An 18,887-nucleotide genomic window follows, 5' to 3' on the forward strand; every position below is an offset into this window, starting at 1 on the left:
TTTGTTCGCTAGCGCCGGAAGAGAAACGTCCCGACCTCTCCTGGCGGAAGGGCCACCGGTGCGGGGCCCGGCCGATCATCCGCGACGCCTCAGCCTCGCGGATGATCGGCCCACACGACCGCCTCGACCTCGACGGTCATCGCGTGAGGAAGACTTGCGACGCCGAAGGATGTGCGTGCGTGGCGCCCCGCACCTCCCAGGACGTCGACGAGCAGTTGAGAGCAGCCGTCGATGACCGCGGGGTGCTCGGTGAAACTTTCCACGGCGTTCACCATTCCGGTGAGTTTGACCACAGCACCTATTCGCCCCAGGTCGCCGAGGGCGGCCTTGGCGGCCGCCAGCAACTGCAGACCGGCATCCCGGGCATGCAGTCGCGCCTCCGCAACCGAGACGTCAAGGCCGACCTTGCCGGTGACGAAGCTGCCGTCGACCCGGGCCGGACCACGGCCCGAGAGGAACAGGAGGCTTCCGGCCCATCGGAACGGCACATAGGCACCGGCGGAGCGCCGCACAGCCGGCAGCGTGAGGCCCAACTCCCCCAGACGCTCTTCGGGACCCATGACGCTATGCCCTCCGGGATGTGTTTCGCCCGCGGGATCCGGAGACGATCAAGTCAGACGAGTAAGCGCGCGGCCGATTCGATCGACCGCCTTCTCAAGGTTGGTCCGCGACGTCGCGAAGGAAATCCGGAAGCAGGGTTCCGATCCGAAGGCTGCGCCCGGCACGACTGCCACACGGGCCTCCTGGAGAAGATAGGCCGCGAGCTGAGTGTCGTTCTCAATGGCTGTCCCGTCCGCGGACCGCCCATTGATGAATGCGCTGCACTCCGGAAAGACATAGAAGGCGCCCTCGGGCGCACGCAATCTCAGGCCGGAGACGGACCGAAGTCCATCGAGAACTAGATCGCGGCGGGCCTTGTACTCCGCGAGCGCCTCCCGCACGAAATCCTGAGGCCCAGTCAGAGCGGCTGCGGCTGCGGCTTGCGAGATCGAGCAGGGGTTGGAAGTGCTCTGCGACTGGATCTTCGCCATCACGGAGATCAGCTCTGCCGGACCCGCGGCAAAGCCGATCCGCCACCCGGTCATGGCATAAGCCTTCGAAACTCCGTTGACCAGCACGACACGGTCCCGGAGTTCCGGGCACGCGCCGAGGAACGAGCAGAAGGCCGCAGGACCATAGGTGATCTGCTCGTAGATCTCGTCCGACAGCACCAGGACATTGGGGTAGCGCGCCACCACGTCGCCCAGAGCCCGCATCTCGTCGCGGGTGTAGCCGGCGCCTGAAGGATTGTTCGGCGCGTTCAGCAGCAGCCAGCGGGTCCTGTCGCTGAGGGCGGCATCGAGCTTCTCCGGTGTCAGCTTGTAATCCTCGTCGTAGCCGCAAGGGAGGAGCTTGAACGTGCCCCCCAGCAGTGTGACCATGTCCGTGTAGGAAACCCAGTAGGGCGTGGGGACGACGACTTCGTCTCCAGGCTCGAGCGTTGCCATCAGCGCGTTGAAGATGATCTGCTTGGCTCCGTTGGCCGCCGAGATCTGGTCACGTGAGAAATCGAGATCGTTCTCGCGCCGGAACTTCTCGACGATGGCATCCTTGAGTTCGGCGGTGCCGTCGGCTGCCGTGTAGTGTGTATCCCCCCGGCGCATCGCGGCGATTGCCGCGTCGACGATGTGGGCGGGCGTGGCGAAGTCGGGCTCCCCCACGCTCAGATCGACGACATCGACGCCAGATGCCGACAATTGTCTCGCCTTCATCGAAATCGCCATTGCGGGCGACGCTTTGATCTTCTTTATGAGGTCGGCTTCGTACTTCATCCTGCGTGATCCATGGTCGGGCGGATCCGGGGCCGCGGCGGCGATGCACGCGATCCCGGATTTCCTGCGCCTGCGCGTTCAGTCCTTGAGAACGTAATCGAAATCGAAATCCTGCCTGGCGGCTTCCGGGCTGCGCTTCTCGGCCGGACCATAGCCGCCGCCGCCTGGGAGTTGCAGGACGAGCCGCCGACCGGCGGGCACGTGCTGGCGCCCTTTGGAGGCAAGCCGGGTTCCGTCGTCGAGAAGAACCGCACCGGGAGCCCCGTCTCCGCCGCCAGCCCGCCCCCGGGCGGGATGGTCGATGCGATCAAACATGGCGTTGAAGTAGAATTCGTGCCCTTCGGTCGCCGAAATTTCGACGATCTGGCCGAGCCCGCCGCGGTACTGCCCTGCCCCGCCAGAACCGTTGCGGAGCTCCTTGCGCCAGAAGACGACGGGGCCGACATGCTCGGTGGCCTCGATCGACATTGTGTGAACGCCGCTCGGGAAGGCCGTCGCGCTGAGCCCGTCGAGGGTCGGACGGGCGCCTGCGCCGCCGCTGTTGAACAGCAGGACTTCTGCCCGCTGGCCTCCGTCCTTCGGAGCCTTGTCGCCCTGAAGCGGGCGTGCACTGATGTGCAGGTTCCAGAGGGCGCCCGAACCTTCAGCCGGGATCCTTCCGGGCAGCATCTTGTGAACGGCCCCGAGAACGGCATCGGGAATGAAGTGGCCGAGGACGTGACGAACCGCGACTGGCGCGGGGTGCTGCGCGTTGAGGATGCAGCCTTTGGGCGCAGTGACCTGGAACGGCAGGAGGGAGCCGTAGTTGTTCGGAATCTCCGGCGCCAGCGAGCACTTGAGGCCGTAGCAGGCATACGCCTTCGTATAGATCATCGGCACGTTGATGCCGAGGGGACTCTGCCCCGAGGTGCCGTCGAAGTCGACCAGGATATGGTCCGCGTCGACGTCGATGCGCACGGCGATGTCGATCGGGCTGCCGTAGCCGTCCACCCGCATGACGTTGTCGTACGAGCCCCGAGGCAGCGCCCCGATCCTCTCGATCGTCGCGGCATAGCTCCGGTCGAAGACGAAATCGGCCAGGGCCTCGAGGTCGTCCAGACGGAACTCGTCCATCATGTCCATCAGGCGGCGGTGCCCGATCTCGTTGCAAGCCGCAAGGGAGTACACGTCCCCGACGACCTGATGCGCCTCGCGAACGTTGTGTCGCAGGATGTTGACGAGGTCGCGGTTGACGACACCCCGGTCCACGAACTTCATGATCGGGATGAAGATGCCTTCTTCGTAGACCTCGTTGGCGTCAGGGCCGAAGCCGCGGCCGCCCACGTCGACCACGTGCGCAGTGCAGGCGAAGAAGCCGATCAGCCGCCCGTTCCGGAACGAAGGCGTGACCATCGTGATGTCGAGGAGGTGGCCGGTGCCCTTCCAAGGGTCGTTGGTGATATAGACGTCCCCTTCGAAGATGTTGTCCGGTCCGATATCGTTGATGAAGTGTCCCACGGCCTCGGCCATCGCATTCACGTGGCCCGGAGTTCCGGTGACCGCCTGAGCAATCATCTTGCCGCCGCGATTGAACACGCCGGCCGAAAGATCGCCCGATTCGCGAACGCTGGTGCTGAAGGCCGTGCGGATCAGCGTGACGGCCTGCTCCTCGACGACCGAGATCAGGCGATTCCACATGATCTGCATGTGGACGTCTGACAGTGCAGAATTGGTCATGATGTAATTTCCTCGATCTCAGACGGATGATGCGCGGATGAGCAGGCAGCCGTCGGCCTGCATGATCGCCTCCCGCCCGACGGTGACGATGGTCGATGTTTCCCGTTCGGTGACGACGGCCGGCCCCTTGATGAAGTCGCCGATTTTCATGTCGCAGCGGGCGACCACTCCCGCCTCGACGAACCCGCCGCTCTGCACATCGAAGATCTGTCGGAAGCCCGACGGAGCGACGGCCCGCGTGCCGTCCGTCCGGACGACGGTGCGCGGCGCGGGAATCTCGGAGCTCGCCCGGAGGGACCAGCTCACGATCTCGACATCCAGCCCGTCGATGAGGCGACCGAAGAAGCGGGTATACTGGTCGTCGAAGTTCTTGCGGAAGGTCGCCGCATCAGCATCCGCATACTCGCGAACCTCAACCGGAACCGGCACCTCCCAGCCCTGCCCGAGGTAGCGCATGTAGGCGACGCATTCCAGAATGGGGGTGATCCCGGGCGCTCCCGAATGCACGAAGGAGGTCGCCTCGTCGGTCAGCTCCTTCAGCACGGCGTTGATCTTGTCCGCGTCGAATCGACTCAACCGCAGATAGGCGCTGCGCACGGATTCGTAGCCGAACGGAGCGCGGAGGAAACCGATGGCGGATCCGACGCCCGCGCCCGGGGGGATGAGCAGCTCGCCCACGCCCAGCTTCTCGCAGAGACGGGACGCGTGGATCGGCGCGGCGCCGCCGAACGCGATCAGCGTGAACTCAGAAAGTTCCTTGCCGTTCTCCACCGCGTGCATTCTCGCTGCGTTGCTCATGTTCTCGTCGACGACTTCACTCAGGCCGAAAGCCGCGGTGGTGTTGTCGACCCCGAGCTTCGACGCGAGATCGCGTTTTATGGCGTCGCTCGACGCGACGGGGGACAACATGAACGATCCGCCGGCGAACTCGTTCGGATCAAGCCGTCCCAGGAGTAGGTCGGCATCGGTCACAGTGGGGCGGCTCCCTCCCCGGCCATAGCAGGCGGGTCCGGGTTCGGAGCCTGCGCTGTGCGGGCCGACGCGGATCTGGCGCATGGAGTCAACGGTTGCGATCGATCCGCCGCCCGCCCCGATCTCGACCATCTCGATCACCGGGATCGAGATCGGCATGCCGCTGCCCTTCTTGAATCGGTACGTGCGGGCGACCTCGAAGGTCTTCGCCGTCTTGGGAACCTGTCCCTCGATGAGGCATATCTTGGCAGTGGTGCCGCCCATGTCGTAGGACAGAACCTGATCGAGCCCATAGCGGGCCGCGATGTCTGCGGCGAAGATCGCGCCTCCGGCCGGCCCCGATTCCAGCAGTCGGACCGGGAATTCGATGGCGCTCTCTACACTGATGATGCCGCCCCCGGAATGCATCATGAAGACCGGGCAGACGACCCCCTCCTCCGCCAGGCGCCCGACCAAACGGTTAAGGTATGAGGCCATCAGCGGCTTCACATAGGCATTGGCGCAGACGGTGTTGAAGCGCTGGAACTCACGCATCTGGGGCGAGACTTCCGACGATATCGAGACCGAGAGATTTGGATTTCTCTCAAGGAGCGCATCGCGCACTTGGCGCTCATGGGCACCGTTCAGATAGGAGTGGATGAAGCCTATCGCGATGCTTTCGAACTGCCCGGCCGCAAGGCGATCCGCGAGCGCCGCGACCTCGGCGGGATCCAGCCCTTTGAGAACGGACCCGTCGGCCCCGATCCGTTCGTCCAGAACATAGCGGTGTCTACGCTCGACCAGCGGGGTGGGCAGCACGATATCGAGATCGTATTGCTCGAACCGGTTTTCCGTTCGCATCTCGATGACATCGCGGAAGCCCTTGGTCGTCACGAAAGCCATCGTCGCACCACGACGCTCGATCAGAGCGTTGGTTGCGAGCGTCGTGCCATGAATGACCATGTCGATCTGCGCGAGCGTCATTCCGGCTGACGCCGTGACCTGACGGATCCCGTCGATGATGGCCTGCTCGGGGAAGGAATAATTGGTCAGAACCTTCGTGGAGTAGAGCTTGTCGCCAGCTTCCATTGCGATGTCGGTGAATGTTCCGCCGATATCGACGCCGACTCTGACCTGATCACCATCATCCGTCATTTCCGCTGATTCTCCCATATGTTGAATAGTTGCCTCTGTGGCGGCGATTGTTCTTGAGCCGTCATGCGCCGGCGCGCCCGCGCAGCGCCGCATGAGTGGGTTTCGACACACCGATGAGAGCACTTGCTCCTTAAGGTAAGACGGTCGGCTCGGAGGCGTCAAGGACATAATATGTATGATGACATGAGCTTGCCTCGACTTCCCCGGCAATGCCGCATCTTCGAATGATGTAATTCATCATACAACTGTTGACTGTGCCCTGTCGCGCAGGTATTTTTCTCTAGGCCAAAGGGACAGGAAACAGGAGCCTCTGATGGATCACCAGGATATGAAGGCGGCAATCGGCGCCGGCCTATTGTCTTTCCCCGTCACGCATTTCGATGCGGAGGGGCAGTTCAATGCTGAAAGCTACCGGAGACATGTCGCCTGGCTCTCCGAATACGGAGCGGCAGCTCTGTTCGCCGCCGGAGGCACCGGCGAGTTCTTCTCCCTGCAGCCTCATGAGGTTCCGCAAGTCGTTCGGGCTGCGAAAGAGGCGGCCGGCGCCACACCGATCATCGCCGGATGCGGCTATGGCACGGAAATTGCAGTCTCGATCGCCCGATCAGTCGAAGAAGCAGGTGCCGACGGGATCCTTCTGCTCCCCCACTACCTGATCGATGCCCCGCAGGAGGGTCTGTATCGGCACATCAAACAAGTATGCGCCTCCATTGGCATCGGCGTGATGGTATACAATCGCGACAATTCAGTGATCCAGCCGGACACCCTCGCACGGCTATGCGACGAATGCCCCAACCTCGTCGGCTTCAAGGACGGCACCGGCGATATCGGCATGATCCGCCAAGTCACGGCTACGCTCGGGGACCGGCTCACCTATCTCGGCGGAATGCCGACGGCGGAGCTTTTCGCCGAGGCCTATCTGAGCGCCGGTTTCACGACCTACTCTTCGGCGGTGTTCAATTTCGTCCCAGGACTCGCGATGGAGTTCTACAAAGCCGTGCGCGGCAACGATCGCGCACGTTGCGAAGCGATCCTGCACGAGTTCTTCTATCCCTTCATGCGGCTGCGCAGCCGGGTCAAAGGCTATGCCGTCTCCGCCGTGAAGGCGGGCGTTCGCCTCCAGGGATTCGATGCCGGTCCCGTCCGACCGCCTCTGACAGACCTGACGGCAGAGGAAGACCAGATGCTGCAGGCCCTGATCGATTGCGTCAAACGCTAGAGCGTTTCCGCAATGTGATCTGGACGTTGCATAGGCATGGCGAGGAAGACCATCGTACAATTGTTCGCAGTATCCTCCCCGTCCCAAGTGGCAACACAGCGGAGCCATGAGGAATGTTTTGATCGGGCGCTCGATATTGTCGAGCGCCCGGGCGCCGTTACACTAGCCGGATGTGACCAGGAGGTCGTCGTTCGCTCAGCCAGAACTCGATATTGCTCATAACGTTGTCAATGGCGCGGGCGAGATACGTCCAGCGGACACGGACCTTTGTAGATTTCATCGCTATGCCACCTCTTCGTGATGGGACGTTTGCGGCGGTTGAACCGCTCAAGCAGTCTAAAGGCGTAGTGCGGACCCAGCTGTGGACCGGGGCGTGCATTTCTGGGATCCGATCGGATGCTCTATCCTTTGAAGAGCGCGTCGTTTGGTGCGACCCGAAGGGCCATGTTCGTGAAAACCGGGTCCGCTTTTTCGCACGATGCGCTAGGCCAGGCACCACCGCATGCAGAGCAGGATCACCGAGAAATGGCCAACCACAGCCCCTATGGTGAAACCCGGCATGTCTTGCCTGGGTTGCGACGTCGTTTTTGGTGGACAGCGGACGTGACGGTTCAACCTACGGCGCTGCGCCAGCGGGCATCCCGCGCCGCTTTCCGAAACAGCCAGGCAGATATGAGCCACAGCGAGGCGAAGAGCCCGGTCAGGAACACGACAGCCTCTGGAAAGCTCGGCGCTGCGGCGCCCAAGCCCGCAGCCAGCGCAATCGCGCCGACCAATGCCTGAGCGAGTGCCGTCGCGGCCAATGCGCGTGCCATGCCATGGGGCCGGAAGCGCGCGATGACGGCTCCGATCATCGCGACGGCAAGCACTCCGCCATACATCAAGTTGGCGGGATCATCCTCGCTCCCGATTATGCCAACAGCAAGGTTGATCCAGACGAGGGTGAAGGCCGCCACGACTGCCATACCGACGGCGGCCCGATACTGGGCGTCACCCGTCATCCTGGCTGCCAGCTCGAAGGTGCCGCAAGCCGCAGCCAGCATCGCGCCGAAGATGGCGAAATCAGCCGCATCCCATTTCACTTCATCGGTGACCTGCATGGCAAACAGGGGCAGTAGCAGCATGAGCGCTGCGAAGGTCCAAGCCGCTATTCTCCCACGACTTCGACGCCGTCTGCCGGCGAGCTCCATGTTTCCTTCCATTGCCTTGCCTCTCGGCATAGACCGCAAGCCTACCCTGTCCCGGTTCTCAAGTATCAGATTCCAACGACCAGCAGACCGGCCCAAGTACTTCAACAAAGCGATTCTGAAGATTGGCGCATAGTAAGGCCAGGCATTGCTCAGGCAAAGAGCTCCATCGAGATAGCTCCATCGCCCGAAATGCAATTGCCACTCCTCTCATGAAGAGCGAGGATTCTGCCTCTCGGCTCACGTTTCCCGCCGAGTAGCCAACGGGAAGCGAGCCAGACTGATTTCCTAGCCGATTGCAAGACGGGAGGAAAATCTCAATGAAGAGGCTATCCAGGATACGAGCGCCCATGTCCTTGATTGATGGACGGAAGGCACGGACGCCCAACAGAGCCAAGGCTCGTCGTTACGCAACCTACACCTCTGTTTTTGCCGCAGCTGCGGTCATTGCGTCGTTGTCCCCGGCGTGGGCAGCTCTTGACAGGGGGCCATGCTCGGTCAGGAAGGAAACCGACGTCGCTGCCAAGATGCGGGACGGCACCGTGCTGATGGCGGATGTGTACCGCCCCCAGGAATCCGGGAGCTATCCGGTTCTCCTGATGCGCCTCCCCTACAACAAAGATGCGGCGCAGACCTACGTCTATGCCAAACCGGAGGAGTACGCCTCCCACTGCTATATCGTGGTGATCCAGGACGTGCGCGGACAGTACAAGTCGCAAGGCGAGTTCTACCCGTTCCGGGATGAGGGCAAGGACGGGTACGATACGGTGGAGTGGGCCGCCCGGTTACCCGGATCGAATGGCAAGGTCGGCATGTACGGCTTCTCCTATGTCGGAGCGACGCAGTGGCTCGCGGCGGCAGAGAAGCCGCCGCATCTGGTGGCGATCGCGCCAGCCCACACCTCGTCGGACTATTATGACGGCTGGTCATACGAGGGCGGTGCCTTCTCGCTTGCGTTCAAGCAGTCGTGGCCGCTGACCTCAATAGCCATGTCCGGGGTCCGTCGGCAGGGCGATCAGCAGCTTCTCGACGATATCCAAAAGGCAGCCTCCGACCTGCCTGCCCTGTATAAGCACGTGCCGATCAGCGACTATCTGCCGAACTCCCAGAACGATCAGCGGATCGCGCCTTATTACGCAGACTGGGTCACGCATGACACATGGGACGATTACTGGAAGCAGTGGAGCATTCGAACCAAGTATCAGGACATCCAGGTACCGGCTCTGAACTTCGCGGGCTGGTACGACGTGTTCATGAAGGGTGGCACAGAAAACTTCATGGGCATGCGCGAGAAAGGCGGCTCGGAGGCAGCCCGCAAGGGCCAACATCTGGTCATCGGCCCGTGGATCCACCTGCCCTGGGCGCAGAAGGTAGGTGAGATCGACTTCGGCCCCGAGGCGGCGAACCCCATCGACCAGCTGCATCTGCGTTGGTTCGACTATTGGCTCAAGGGGCAGGCCAACGGCGTCGATACCGAAAAGCCGGTCCGGGTGTTTGTCATGGGCGCCAACACTTGGCGCAAGGCCGACAATTGGCCGCTGCCAGAGACCACATTCACGCCGTACTACCTGCACAGTATGGGGCAGGCCAACACCCGCTACGGCAACGGGTCACTCACTCTTGAGAAGCAGGAGGCCAATCAGGCGCCCGACAAGTACCGCTACGACCCCGCCAATCCTGTCCCAAGCGCGGGTGGGCATTCGTGCTGCACCCCGGATGTGGCACCGGTCGGACCCTATGATCAGGCCAAGATCGAGGATCGGGCGGACGTCCTGGTCTACATGACCCCGCCCCTCGAGCAGAGCATGGAGGTGACCGGACCGGTCCAGGTGATCCTCTATGCACGGTCCTCGACTCCGGACACGGATTTCACCGCCAAACTCGTCGATGTCCACCCGGACGGCAAGGTCTACAATCTTGGCAACGGGATCATCCGCGCCAGTTCACGGGAAACGCTTGAGAAGCGGACCCCCATCGAGCCGGGAAAGGTCTATGAGTACAAGATCGACCTCTGGCCCACGTCGAACCTGTTCCTGCCGGGTCACCGCATCGGACTTGAGATCTCCAGCTCGAACTTCCCGCACTATGATCGCAATCCGAACACGGGTGCTGAGTTTGGCCAGGGGACAACCTTCAAGGTCGCGGATCAGACGATCCTGCACGACGCGGATCATCCTTCACGGATCATCCTGCCCGTCATTCCGAATCCGGTTCAACCGAGGGCCGCAGCCGCTCGTTGAATACCTCTGGCCCCGCCTTGGCGGGGCCTTGCCACAACCTGCCGCCGAGGGAAACTGTTGACGCAGGAAAGCCACCGCGAGCGAATTCGAACCACGGGTTATGCTCGTTCGCAAACGATGCGGACCGTCTCTGCCCTAACTTACTCGTTCTTCTCTTCAATGCTCCCGGATGGCACGCGCGTTTCCATGATGAACCCGTAGATTGCTGCGGAGACGTACAGCACGTCGTTCCCGGACGGTGAGAGCGTCACCGTTCCGCTGCTGTCGATGCTCAATGCTCCGTTGCATCAGCCTTGGCCGTACAACGAGGGGCGATTATCCCAGGAGCCATTCTGTTGTCGATATTCAAGCGCTGCCGCTTTGCCGTTGAGGTCATCCTGCAGTGCATGCGCTGATACGGAGATGTCACGTTGACTGAGGATAGTGACGCCAACGGGTCCGGTCTCAGCGCACGCTCTCCGGGGCACGGATCCAACAGCCCTGTGCCGGGTTGTCCTGCTAACCGTAGCTGAAGGCACCAACCCATGGCCGATCAGGCCCCGCCGTCCCCCCATCTTCCTCCCGCCGCGCCACCGGCCAGCTCCCCGATCCTGACCGCCGGCGGCATCGTGCTGGCGATCGGGGCGCTGTACTTCGGTCAGGATATCTTCATTCCCTTCGCCCTGGCCGTCCTTCTGAGCTTCGCATTGACGCCGCTGGTGAACTGGCTCCGGCGGTTCCGGCTGCCTCGCATCGCCGCCGTGATCGTCGCCGTGACCCTTGCCTTCATCCTGATCGCGGGCATCGCCTTCGTGGTCGGGCGTCAACTCATCCAGCTCGCGAACAATCTTCCAGCCTATCAGACCACCATCACTCAGAAGATCCGCTCGTTGCAGCAATCCGCACCCGGGGGCGGCGTCGTCGAGAAGGTCACAACCACCATCGAGGATCTCGGGAAGGAGATCTCGGGAGATAAGACCAAACCCGTGCAGCCGAAGCCTGGCCCTGGGACGGAATCAGCGCCGCAGGAGCCGGTCACGGTGCGTCTCGAGGCGCCGCAGGCCAGACCTCTCGAGATCATCCGGACCGTCATCGGCCCGCTGCTTGCGCCGCTCGCGACGGCGGGCCTCGTCGTGATCTTCGTCATCTTCGTGCTGCTCGAGCGCGAGGACCTGCGCGACCGCTTCATCAAGCTCGCCGGCGCGGGCGATCTCCAGAAGAGCACCCAGGCCATCAACGATGCCGCCGCCCGCGTCAGCCGCTATCTGCTGATGCAGCTCGTGGTGAATCTGACCTACGGCATTCCGATCGGCGTCGCCCTCTACTTCATCGGTGTGCCCAATGCGGTGCTATGGGGGCTGCTGGCGGCCGTGCTGCGGTTCATTCCCTATCTCGGCCCCTTCCTGGCCGCCCTCTTTCCCATCGCGCTCGCCATCGCGGTCGATCCCGGCTGGACGATGCTGTTCTGGGTGGTGGGACTGTTCCTTGTGGCCGAGCTCGTCAGCAACAACGTGATCGAACCATGGCTCTACGGCTCCAGCACCGGCCTGTCGTCGCTGGCCATCATCATGGCTGCCATCTTCTGGACCAGCCTATGGGGGCCGGTCGGGCTGTTCCTGGCGACGCCGCTGACCGTCTGCCTCGTGGTGATCGGCCGCTACGTGCCGCAGCTCGAGTTCCTGGGCGTCCTACTCGGCAGCGATCCGGTGCTCGCGCCGGAAGAGCGGTTCTACCAGCGTCTGCTCGCCGGCAACCTGGAAGAGGCGGTGGAGATCGCCGAGGAATACGTCGATGAGTGCTCCTCGCGCGAGTTCTACGACAACGTGGCTATCCCGGCACTCCGCTTGGCCGAGAACGACCGCCAGCGCAGCACCACCGATACCAACTACCGGCGGCAAGTGGCCGATATGGCGGTTTGCGTCGTGCGGGAGGTTGAGGACCATGTCGGGGAGAAGGCCGCTGACGGCGTCGAAGCAAGCAAGGATGCGGGAGAAGGCGATCGACCTTCGGCCGGAGAGGCGCGGCCGCCATCCGTCCTCTGTCTGGCGGGCCGCACTGAACTTGATCGCGCCGCGGCCGAGATGATGGCGCAGGTGCTCGAGGAGCGCGGCATCGGCGCCCGGGTACTGCCACCGATCGCCGTCAGCCAAGGGGCCCTCGGACAGCTCGACCTCAAGGGCATAGAAGTCGTCAGCCTGTCCTACCTTCACCCGCAGCCGCAGGTCTATGCCCGCTACATCTGCCGGCGTCTCCGCCGCCGGGCACCCCACATCAAGCTCGTCGTCTGCTGCTGGAATCCGGCACTCGCCACGGGCCAGACCGAGGATCCCGCGAAGCAGATGGCGGCCGATGCGGTATTCACGACCCTGGAAGCCTATGTCGATCAGGTGGATGCGTGGATGACCCGCCCGACATCGCCCGCTTGGACCTCTCCGGTCCTTCCCGATATGGAACAGGAGCAGCTTGCAGCGCTGCACGACCTCGGTTTGGCCTCAGCGAAGAGCCGCCAGTTTGAGGAGACGTCGAGGAAAGTCGCACAGGCGTTCGATGTCCCGATCGCCCTCGTGTCCTTTGTGGACGAAGCGCATCGGGCCCTGCCCGACATGACAGGCTCGGCACAGGAACCCCAAGTAGCCGGCCGAGCTCTCCATGAAGAAACGCTCGATGCATACGTCATCGCGGCGAATGCGGTACTGGTATCGGAGGACGTCTCCGAGGATCCGCGCTTCGCCGACGATCCTCTCGTTTTGGAAAACGGCATCCGCTTCTATGCCGGAGCACCGCTGCGGACCTCCTCCGGCCTGGTCGTCGGTTCCCTCTCTGTGATCGACACCAAGCCGCGCGAGTTCCAGGAGCCGAGCCGTCGGCGCCTCCAGGAGATGGCTGACGAGCTGATGGCTCAAATCGAAAGTCGGTCTATGGAAGGCAAAGCCGATTTCCCGAACATCCTTCGCGGGAGCCCCTCGTCCAAGGAGACCGGGATCAACAAATCCCGATGAGACATCGGCGACGTGGCCCCTGTGACGTACCCCGGATCATGCCGCGATCGAAGTCGACAGATCACGATCCGGAAGCTTGGCAGGGGAAGGTCTTTTCAGGGTCGAGCTGAGTCGTTGGGCGCAGCCTCATGAAGGTCAGCTTACCCTATGCCTCCCGAAGTGCGGCTTTCGTTTGCCACCTGCCACAAGCCGACATTCCACCCTGGAAAACTCTGGAATGCCGCGCACTCGAGAGAGGAGCACTACTCGATACACGGAATCTAGAGCATCGGACGTGAAAAGCGGACTTGCACTTTTGTGACACATCCGATGCTCTCCTCTTTGAAGAGCGCATCGTAGTGGCATCATCCAATTCTCGCCTGCCAGGCCACGATGAGGACCGGCGGGCTCGCGTATTTACACGCGGGGTTCGTTTGCCGGTTTTGCATGCTCGAGGAAGAAGCGCATCATCTCGCGGCTGGCATCGGGCCCTCGTGGCTCCGTATAGGAGCCATTTGGACTTCCCCCGGACCAGGCATGGCCCGCCCCGTGAAGAACCCAATGCTCGAACATCGGGTGTCCGCTGCCATCAAACGCGACCGTTTTGGTGTAATGAATCCCACCTGGAGCCTGTCCACGGCTGGCCTTTGTGCGCAAATCCGAGCCGGCCTTCGACTGTGCCATGACCTGTTCGCCGTTGATGGGATTGACCGTCGTATCGCGATCGCCATGGAATACGATGGTCGGTACGGGCTGACCGGCCCCGCTGTGATGGGACACGCTACCCTGGCGCATGGCGGCAAACGCCGAGGCCACGTCACGGGCAGCCCCGCACGCCAAGCCCGAATGGACTCCTACGGCTGCATAGAGATCGGGGTACGCAGCACCCATGATTGCCGCCGCCGCCCCGCCGGCCGACAGCCCGGCCACATAGATCCGTCCCGGCACGACCGAGAAGTCGTGCATGATCTGACGGGTGATGCCGGCGATCAGCGATGGCTCACCCCGACCTCGCTGCTGATCGGCTGCGTTGAACCAGTTCCAGCACTTGGACATGTTGGCAGACTGGGCCTGCGCCGGATAAGCGACGAGAAACGTCTGCTCCTCAGCCAGTTCGTTCATCCGCGTCCCCGCAGCAAAATCGTCGGGCGATTGCGTGCAGCCATGCAGCATCACCATGAGCGGCACAGGCTCACCCGTATAGCCGCTCGGGATGTAAACCTTGTAAGCGCGGCTTCCCGCCTCGTTGGCAAACGACCGCCCCTCGAATCGTGCGCCCTCCGGCAGCGGGGCCGGTGCACGGGCTGCAACAGGTCCGATGAGACCGTCGAGACCGAGCCTGGAGCCTGGTTCACCCATGCGGTCGAGGAGGCCGCGCAACGCTTCCGGCACCGGATGCTGGCCCGCGGTTCCGGCCGAACCCCCGGAGGGGTCTGGAGCACGGTTTCGGGCGTCGAATGTGTGCGAGGTCCAGGCTCCTCCCTTTGAGGATGGCGCCACCATCTCGATGATCCGTGGCGGCCGCCCTCGTGGAGGCTGGCCGGCATCTCCGCTGGGATGGGGTGAGGGAGCTGACGGATGGGCCCGCGAAAGCGCTCCCTGCAGGACTGACATGGCCTCAGTAAGCCGGCCCTCGCGGGTGAGGCGGGTTGCCTCGTCCATGGCTCTGTTCGATTCTGTGTTCACGATTTCGATCCTGTTGTGGGGCAGGTGGGGCCTGCCCCTCCTGTGAGGAAGGGTTGGGCGGGCTCTAAAGACGGTGGGGCGGGCGTGTGCCCAGAGGTCAGCGAATGCGCTCCTTCAGCACCTCTTTGACGGCCGGAGGGGCGTGCAAGGCGCCAAGGACGTGGAGCGAAGCGATCGTCTGCCGCGCCAGCTCGGGCGTGACATCGCTAGCGATGCTGGCGAGACCGAGCACCTGGATATGCAACACTTCGCCGGCTGCTTGTACGGCCTCAAGATCCTCTCGGGTGTAATGACGCAGGCCCAGTTCAAGCTGATGTCGGGCGACCGATTTCCTGACAGCCTCGTTGTGCCGGTCAAGCTGATTGCGAATGGCTGTTCGAATGAAGTCAGTCCGATTGGAATAGAAGCCCTCCTGCACGAGGAGATCAATGTGGCCCAGATCCACATAGCCAAGATTGATCGTGATCTTCTCGCTGTCGGCGGCTTTGGGCCTAAGCTCGTGTACATTGCTCGTCATGCTCACCTCCATGTACCATCCAGTTGGATGGTACATGGAGGGTCATTGCTCTCAGTTCAAGGTTTGACGCCAGACTTTCGCTCACTCAGCCGCCCTTCATGTTCCGCGACACTGGGGCAATCACTCGGGGATATCCGGGAGGTTCGGCCTGCCTTGCAATGGTCGCGTAGCATCTTTACGATGCCTCGATCGAGACTTGGCCGACGCCTGAGCTGCTGCGCTTCGCCGTGCACGCGCACGGACGACCTTCCGAAGATCGATACTCTCTGAGCCAGGCGCTGATGCGTCTTGGCTCACCTTTGTCACCAGCAGCGAAAGGAGTGCACCATGGCGACTGGCACGGTGAAGTGGTACAACGAAACAAAGGGTTATGGTTTCATTCAGCCCGACAACGGCGGCAAGGACGTGTTCGTCCATGCAACGGCGCTTGAGCGCGCAGGCCTGCGTGGCCTGGTCGAAGGTCAGAAGGTCTCCTATGACGTTGAGGCTGACCGCCGCACTGGCAAGGAATCGGCTGGAAACCTGAAGACGGTCTAAGCAACCTGTCTGATCATCAATAGAGGCCGCTCCGACGTGGGGCGGCCTCTATGCTTTGGCGCATGAGCCATCTCGGCGCATCAAGCCAAGCAAAAGAATACCGAAGGGGCATGCAAGAAGTCGAAAGCAGGCGAGAGCGGGTACGCTATCTGCTTCAAGAGAAATTACGAAGTTAACCACTTGTAAAAATCCAAACGCTTCCCATATCTTCATTATCGGATTTGGCCGGACAATCGGGCCGTTTCGCTTTTGGCTCAGCCAGGCGCACGTTCAGACACTCTTTCCCAAATATCGACGAACCGGGTTGAGGTCGCGCATTTGCGCGCCTTCCCTCACGTGCATCTGCAGCAATTGCGAAAGGTTACTCCAATGATCATGGGCACAGTAAAGTTCTACAACGACATGAAGGGCTTCGGCTTCATTCAGCCGGATGATGGCAGCAAGGACGTGTTTGTCCACGCCACCGCCCTCGAGCGCGCCGGCATGCGCGGCCTCTTCGAGGGCCAGAAGGTCTTCTTCGACACGGCCGAAGACCGCCGTTCTGGCAAGATCGCCGTCAACAACATCCAAAAGGCTTAAGGATGGCCCGGCCCATCCCATAAGCGCCCTTACGAAGCCGCTCCCAGGTGGGGCGGCTTTTTGATTGCGAGCGTCCGTCACGCGATAGTCGGACGAGTGAGGAATTGATGAACACGTTTCGAAAAGCCCCTGCTGCTAAATCAGTCATGTTCGTGGTGGATTATGACGATGCTCGTCGAGCCTATTTGTGGGTCGACGATCCTGCGAAGGCAGGTGACACTCGGACGATCGGCTTGATTGCACGAGCTCAGCAAGAGCAAGGAACCCTGCCTGAAGGCACGATTACCAGCATCCGGCGTATCCGGTAAGTCACCGGCGCAAGAAGGGGCACGATGGCTATGTTGAGGTCAGTGAGTGGGATGAAGCAGAAAGATTTTGGCGAACGGCTGAGTGCCGCCAGGAATGCGAAGCAAGCGATGGCAGACAAGTTCCGTCAGCGGCCACGCCCCGACGATCCCGCCGTTGCAGAGCGGCGGGCCGCTCGGGAAGCCGTGAGTGCTGCGCGGGATGCTCGCATTGCGAAACGGGAGGCTGATCGTCTCGCGGAGAACGCACGCATCGCAACGGAGCGTGAAGCGATTGCGGTGGAACACGCCGAGCAGGAAAAGCGCGCGGCTGCCGAGAAAAAAGCAAGCGATGCCAAGCTAGAGGCGGAGCGCAAGGCCGCCCGTGATGCCCGTTACGCGGCTCGCAAAGCGCGAAAGTAGGGCCCGGCCCCTGTCGCGTCTCGACAATCGGATTCGATCCATTCACTCAGCGCAAGGAGATTGGCTGATGTCCCACAAGTTCAAAGTTCGACAGATGGTGCGGCTCAAGCAGCCCGGCTTTCGTGACATGCAGACGAATTCCACGGGTGTTTACGAGATCGTTCGGCTCATGCCGGCCGATCAGACCGGCGAGGTTTCATACCGCATCAAATCGTCCGGCTTCGGGGAGCGTGCTGTGCGCGAGAGCGAGATCAAGGCGCAGACGTGAACCATTTGACCAGCGCATAAACCTTCTTTCGCGGATCGCAGGTCTACGATCCCGTCGCACTGCTTCGTCGGGGCGATGAGGCCCCTGCACCGCCCGCGTCGGCAGGAAGACGTTACGACGATTTATGATCATCACGCCGACAGGCCACCCTGCGTGGCCGCATGTGCCGCTCGACGGCCTCTCGGACTTCGACTGGGCCTTCGAGCGCGCGAGCGTCACCTCGTTGCGCCAGAGCCTGCGGGAGAAAGTATTCACAGCAAGCCAGAATATCGGCGCGACTGCTCGCGAAGCAGGCTCGCTCAGATGCCGGTCGTTGGGCAGGGTACGGAGTTCAACCCGGATCCGAGATCAAGGCTGCGTTCCAGGGGACGTTTGAGGCCTGAAAGGGCGCACCCCCGTTGAGGCATCACCTGCACGAGCGGACGAGGTCCCTAGCCCTCTCGCCGCCCCCTGCCCCATCAATTCATGGATCTGCCTGACGAGAGTCGCAGCGCGGTAGGGCTTCGGCATGAAGCGACCGTCATCCGGGATGTCATGAGGCCCAGGCCGCGCGTCGCCTGAGGCGACCAGCAGCCGCACATGCGGCCAGCGGACGTGGACAGTACATGGAGCTCGTCAGAGCGAGCCTCCAGCACCTGGAAGCCTGCTTCCTCCAGCTCATCGGCGGCCGTCATCTGCACCAGCAGCTTGCCTTCCACCAGAAGGACAACAGGTGGATCACTGGCGATGTCCTGTCCCATGTCACGTCACTGGGGGTTGCGGGTCATGGATGGCCTTCTCGGCATGAACCAGGATGTCGAGGCCACGCCAGGGCTTGGGCATGAAGGTGACGCACTCCGGCAGATCGTCCAGCCGGATGCCGGGATCTCCAGACGTGAGTACGATGCGGATCGTCGGCCAGAGCTTGCACGCGGCCTTGGCGAGCTGCACCCCGTCCATCTCTCCCGGAAGGCGCACATCGGCGAACATCATCGCCACCTCGCCTCCGCGCTCCTGAAGGCAGTCGAGGGCGGCTTCCGCACTGTCCACCTCCACCACGTCAAGGGGAGTTTCCTCCAGCAGGACGGCGGCAAGCGCCCGGACATCGGGATCGTCCTCGACGATCAGTGCCAGGTGCGGTTCAGGCTGTAGAGCGTTCATGATCAGCCTCCCTGAGTTCCATCCGCCGGAGAATGGCTACAAGCGGGTCCGGGATCGGCGCATCGAGCACGTCACAGTAGGTCTCGGCGAAGGCCCGTGCGATCATGAAGGTGGCGACATCCGGATGAAGGTCGTTGACATGCGGCAAGCGCACGTCGCCTGAGGCGTCGTGGGGCATTGATGCTCTCCTTGGGCACCGGTGCGGGCTCATTGCGGC

Annotated in this window: 18 protein-coding genes and 1 pseudogene; 8 read left to right on the forward strand and 11 right to left on the reverse strand. The window is 62.3% G+C overall.

The genetic code is table 11. The features are described from left to right. Positions 1-89: 89 nt before the first annotated feature. From GR328_RS12005 to GR328_RS12020, 4 genes are all read right to left on the reverse strand, one after another. Complete coding sequence (locus GR328_RS12005) at positions 90-560, reverse strand: RidA family protein (protein ID WP_160884769.1); 471 nt, start codon at positions 558-560, stop codon at positions 90-92. Between the two features lie 48 nt (positions 561-608). Next, positions 609-1,811: a pyridoxal phosphate-dependent aminotransferase gene (locus GR328_RS12010; RefSeq protein WP_160884770.1), complete on the reverse strand. Its 1,203-nt coding sequence runs from the start codon at positions 1,809-1,811 to the stop codon at positions 609-611. 78 nt (positions 1,812-1,889) lie between these two features. After that, positions 1,890-3,527 (reverse strand): hydantoinase B/oxoprolinase family protein, encoded by a 1,638-nt coding sequence (locus tag GR328_RS12015; protein ID WP_160884771.1) that lies wholly within the window; start codon positions 3,525-3,527, stop codon positions 1,890-1,892. Between the two features lie 18 nt (positions 3,528-3,545). Further along, entirely contained in the window at positions 3,546-5,633 is a 2,088-nt protein-coding gene (locus GR328_RS12020; protein WP_160884772.1) for a hydantoinase/oxoprolinase family protein, read from the reverse strand. Positions 5,634-5,946: 313 nt separating this feature from the next. Here GR328_RS12020 and kdgD point away from each other — a divergent pair, with 313 nt between their 5' ends. Then, the gene (kdgD, locus tag GR328_RS12025; protein WP_160884773.1) at positions 5,947-6,852 is read left to right on the forward strand and encodes a 5-dehydro-4-deoxyglucarate dehydratase; all 906 of its coding nucleotides are present in this window, start codon (positions 5,947-5,949) and stop codon (positions 6,850-6,852) included. Positions 6,853-7,039: 187 nt separating this feature from the next. On the opposite strand, the pseudogene GR328_RS27305 reads toward kdgD, so the two are convergent. Further along, positions 7,040-7,234 (reverse strand): annotated as a pseudogene (locus GR328_RS27305) (DDE-type integrase/transposase/recombinase); the annotation flags it as partial. A 229-nt stretch (positions 7,235-7,463) separates the two neighbouring features. Continuing rightward, positions 7,464-8,042, reverse strand: a complete 579-nt coding sequence (locus GR328_RS12030; RefSeq protein WP_425487031.1) for a hypothetical protein — start codon at positions 8,040-8,042, stop codon at positions 7,464-7,466. Positions 8,043-8,389: 347 nt separating this feature from the next. On the opposite strand from GR328_RS12030, the gene GR328_RS12035 reads away from it, so the two are divergent. Together GR328_RS12035 and GR328_RS12040 are read left to right on the forward strand one after the other, a co-directional pair. Continuing rightward, positions 8,390-10,279 carry a CocE/NonD family hydrolase gene (locus tag GR328_RS12035; protein WP_205789933.1) on the forward strand — a complete coding sequence of 630 codons (1,890 nt, stop codon included), beginning with the start codon at positions 8,390-8,392 and terminating at the stop codon, positions 10,277-10,279. A 524-nt stretch (positions 10,280-10,803) separates the two neighbouring features. After that, positions 10,804-13,257 (forward strand): AI-2E family transporter, encoded by a 2,454-nt coding sequence (locus GR328_RS12040; RefSeq protein ID WP_160884776.1) that lies wholly within the window; start codon positions 10,804-10,806, stop codon positions 13,255-13,257. Between the two features lie 396 nt (positions 13,258-13,653). Here GR328_RS12040 and GR328_RS12045 read toward each other — a convergent pair whose 3' ends face one another. Both GR328_RS12045 and GR328_RS12050 read right to left on the reverse strand, forming a co-directional pair. Next, positions 13,654-14,922, reverse strand: a complete 1,269-nt coding sequence (locus GR328_RS12045) for an extracellular catalytic domain type 1 short-chain-length polyhydroxyalkanoate depolymerase (RefSeq protein WP_425487032.1) — start codon at positions 14,920-14,922, stop codon at positions 13,654-13,656. 97 nt (positions 14,923-15,019) lie between these two features. Further along, complete coding sequence (locus GR328_RS12050; RefSeq protein WP_160884777.1) at positions 15,020-15,439, reverse strand: CopG family transcriptional regulator; 420 nt, start codon at positions 15,437-15,439, stop codon at positions 15,020-15,022. 327 nt (positions 15,440-15,766) lie between these two features. Here GR328_RS12050 and GR328_RS12055 point away from each other — a divergent pair, with 327 nt between their 5' ends. From GR328_RS12055 to GR328_RS12075, 5 genes are all read left to right on the forward strand, one after another. Next, positions 15,767-15,976, forward strand: a complete 210-nt coding sequence (locus GR328_RS12055) for a cold-shock protein (RefSeq protein ID WP_160884778.1) — start codon at positions 15,767-15,769, stop codon at positions 15,974-15,976. A gap of 369 nt (positions 15,977-16,345) precedes the next feature. After that, on the forward strand, positions 16,346-16,555 hold the full coding sequence (locus GR328_RS12060) for a cold-shock protein (protein ID WP_160884779.1): 210 nt from the start codon (positions 16,346-16,348) through the stop codon (positions 16,553-16,555). Between the two features lie 107 nt (positions 16,556-16,662). Further along, positions 16,663-16,863 carry a hypothetical protein gene (locus tag GR328_RS12065; protein WP_160884780.1) on the forward strand — a complete coding sequence of 67 codons (201 nt, stop codon included), beginning with the start codon at positions 16,663-16,665 and terminating at the stop codon, positions 16,861-16,863. 51 nt (positions 16,864-16,914) lie between these two features. Continuing rightward, a complete protein-coding gene (locus GR328_RS12070) occupies positions 16,915-17,262 on the forward strand; it encodes a DUF6481 family protein (RefSeq protein WP_205789934.1) in 348 nt (115 codons plus the stop codon). A 67-nt stretch (positions 17,263-17,329) separates the two neighbouring features. Next, positions 17,330-17,530, forward strand: coding sequence for a hypothetical protein (locus GR328_RS12075; protein WP_160884781.1), 201 nt, complete (start codon positions 17,330-17,332; stop codon positions 17,528-17,530). 458 nt (positions 17,531-17,988) lie between these two features. On the opposite strand, the gene GR328_RS12080 is transcribed toward GR328_RS12075, so the two are convergent. Genes GR328_RS12080 through GR328_RS27310 form a run of 3 tightly spaced genes read right to left on the reverse strand, consistent with a single transcriptional unit; the run spans position 17,989 to position 18,848 of the window. Beyond that, entirely contained in the window at positions 17,989-18,270 is a 282-nt protein-coding gene (locus tag GR328_RS12080; RefSeq protein ID WP_343039367.1) for a hypothetical protein, read from the reverse strand. Between the two features lies 1 nt (position 18,271). Next, the gene (locus tag GR328_RS12085; protein ID WP_246215830.1) at positions 18,272-18,670 is read right to left on the reverse strand and encodes a response regulator; all 399 of its coding nucleotides are present in this window, start codon (positions 18,668-18,670) and stop codon (positions 18,272-18,274) included. Further along, positions 18,651-18,848 (reverse strand): hypothetical protein, encoded by a 198-nt coding sequence (locus GR328_RS27310; protein WP_246215831.1) that lies wholly within the window; start codon positions 18,846-18,848, stop codon positions 18,651-18,653. Before GR328_RS27310 ends, GR328_RS12085 begins: the two co-directional genes overlap by 20 nt. Positions 18,849-18,887 lie beyond the last annotated feature (39 nt).

The sequence above is a fragment of the Microvirga makkahensis genome (genome assembly GCF_009830105.1).
In the GTDB taxonomy this organism is placed as follows: Bacteria; Pseudomonadota; Alphaproteobacteria; order Rhizobiales; family Beijerinckiaceae; genus Microvirga; species Microvirga makkahensis.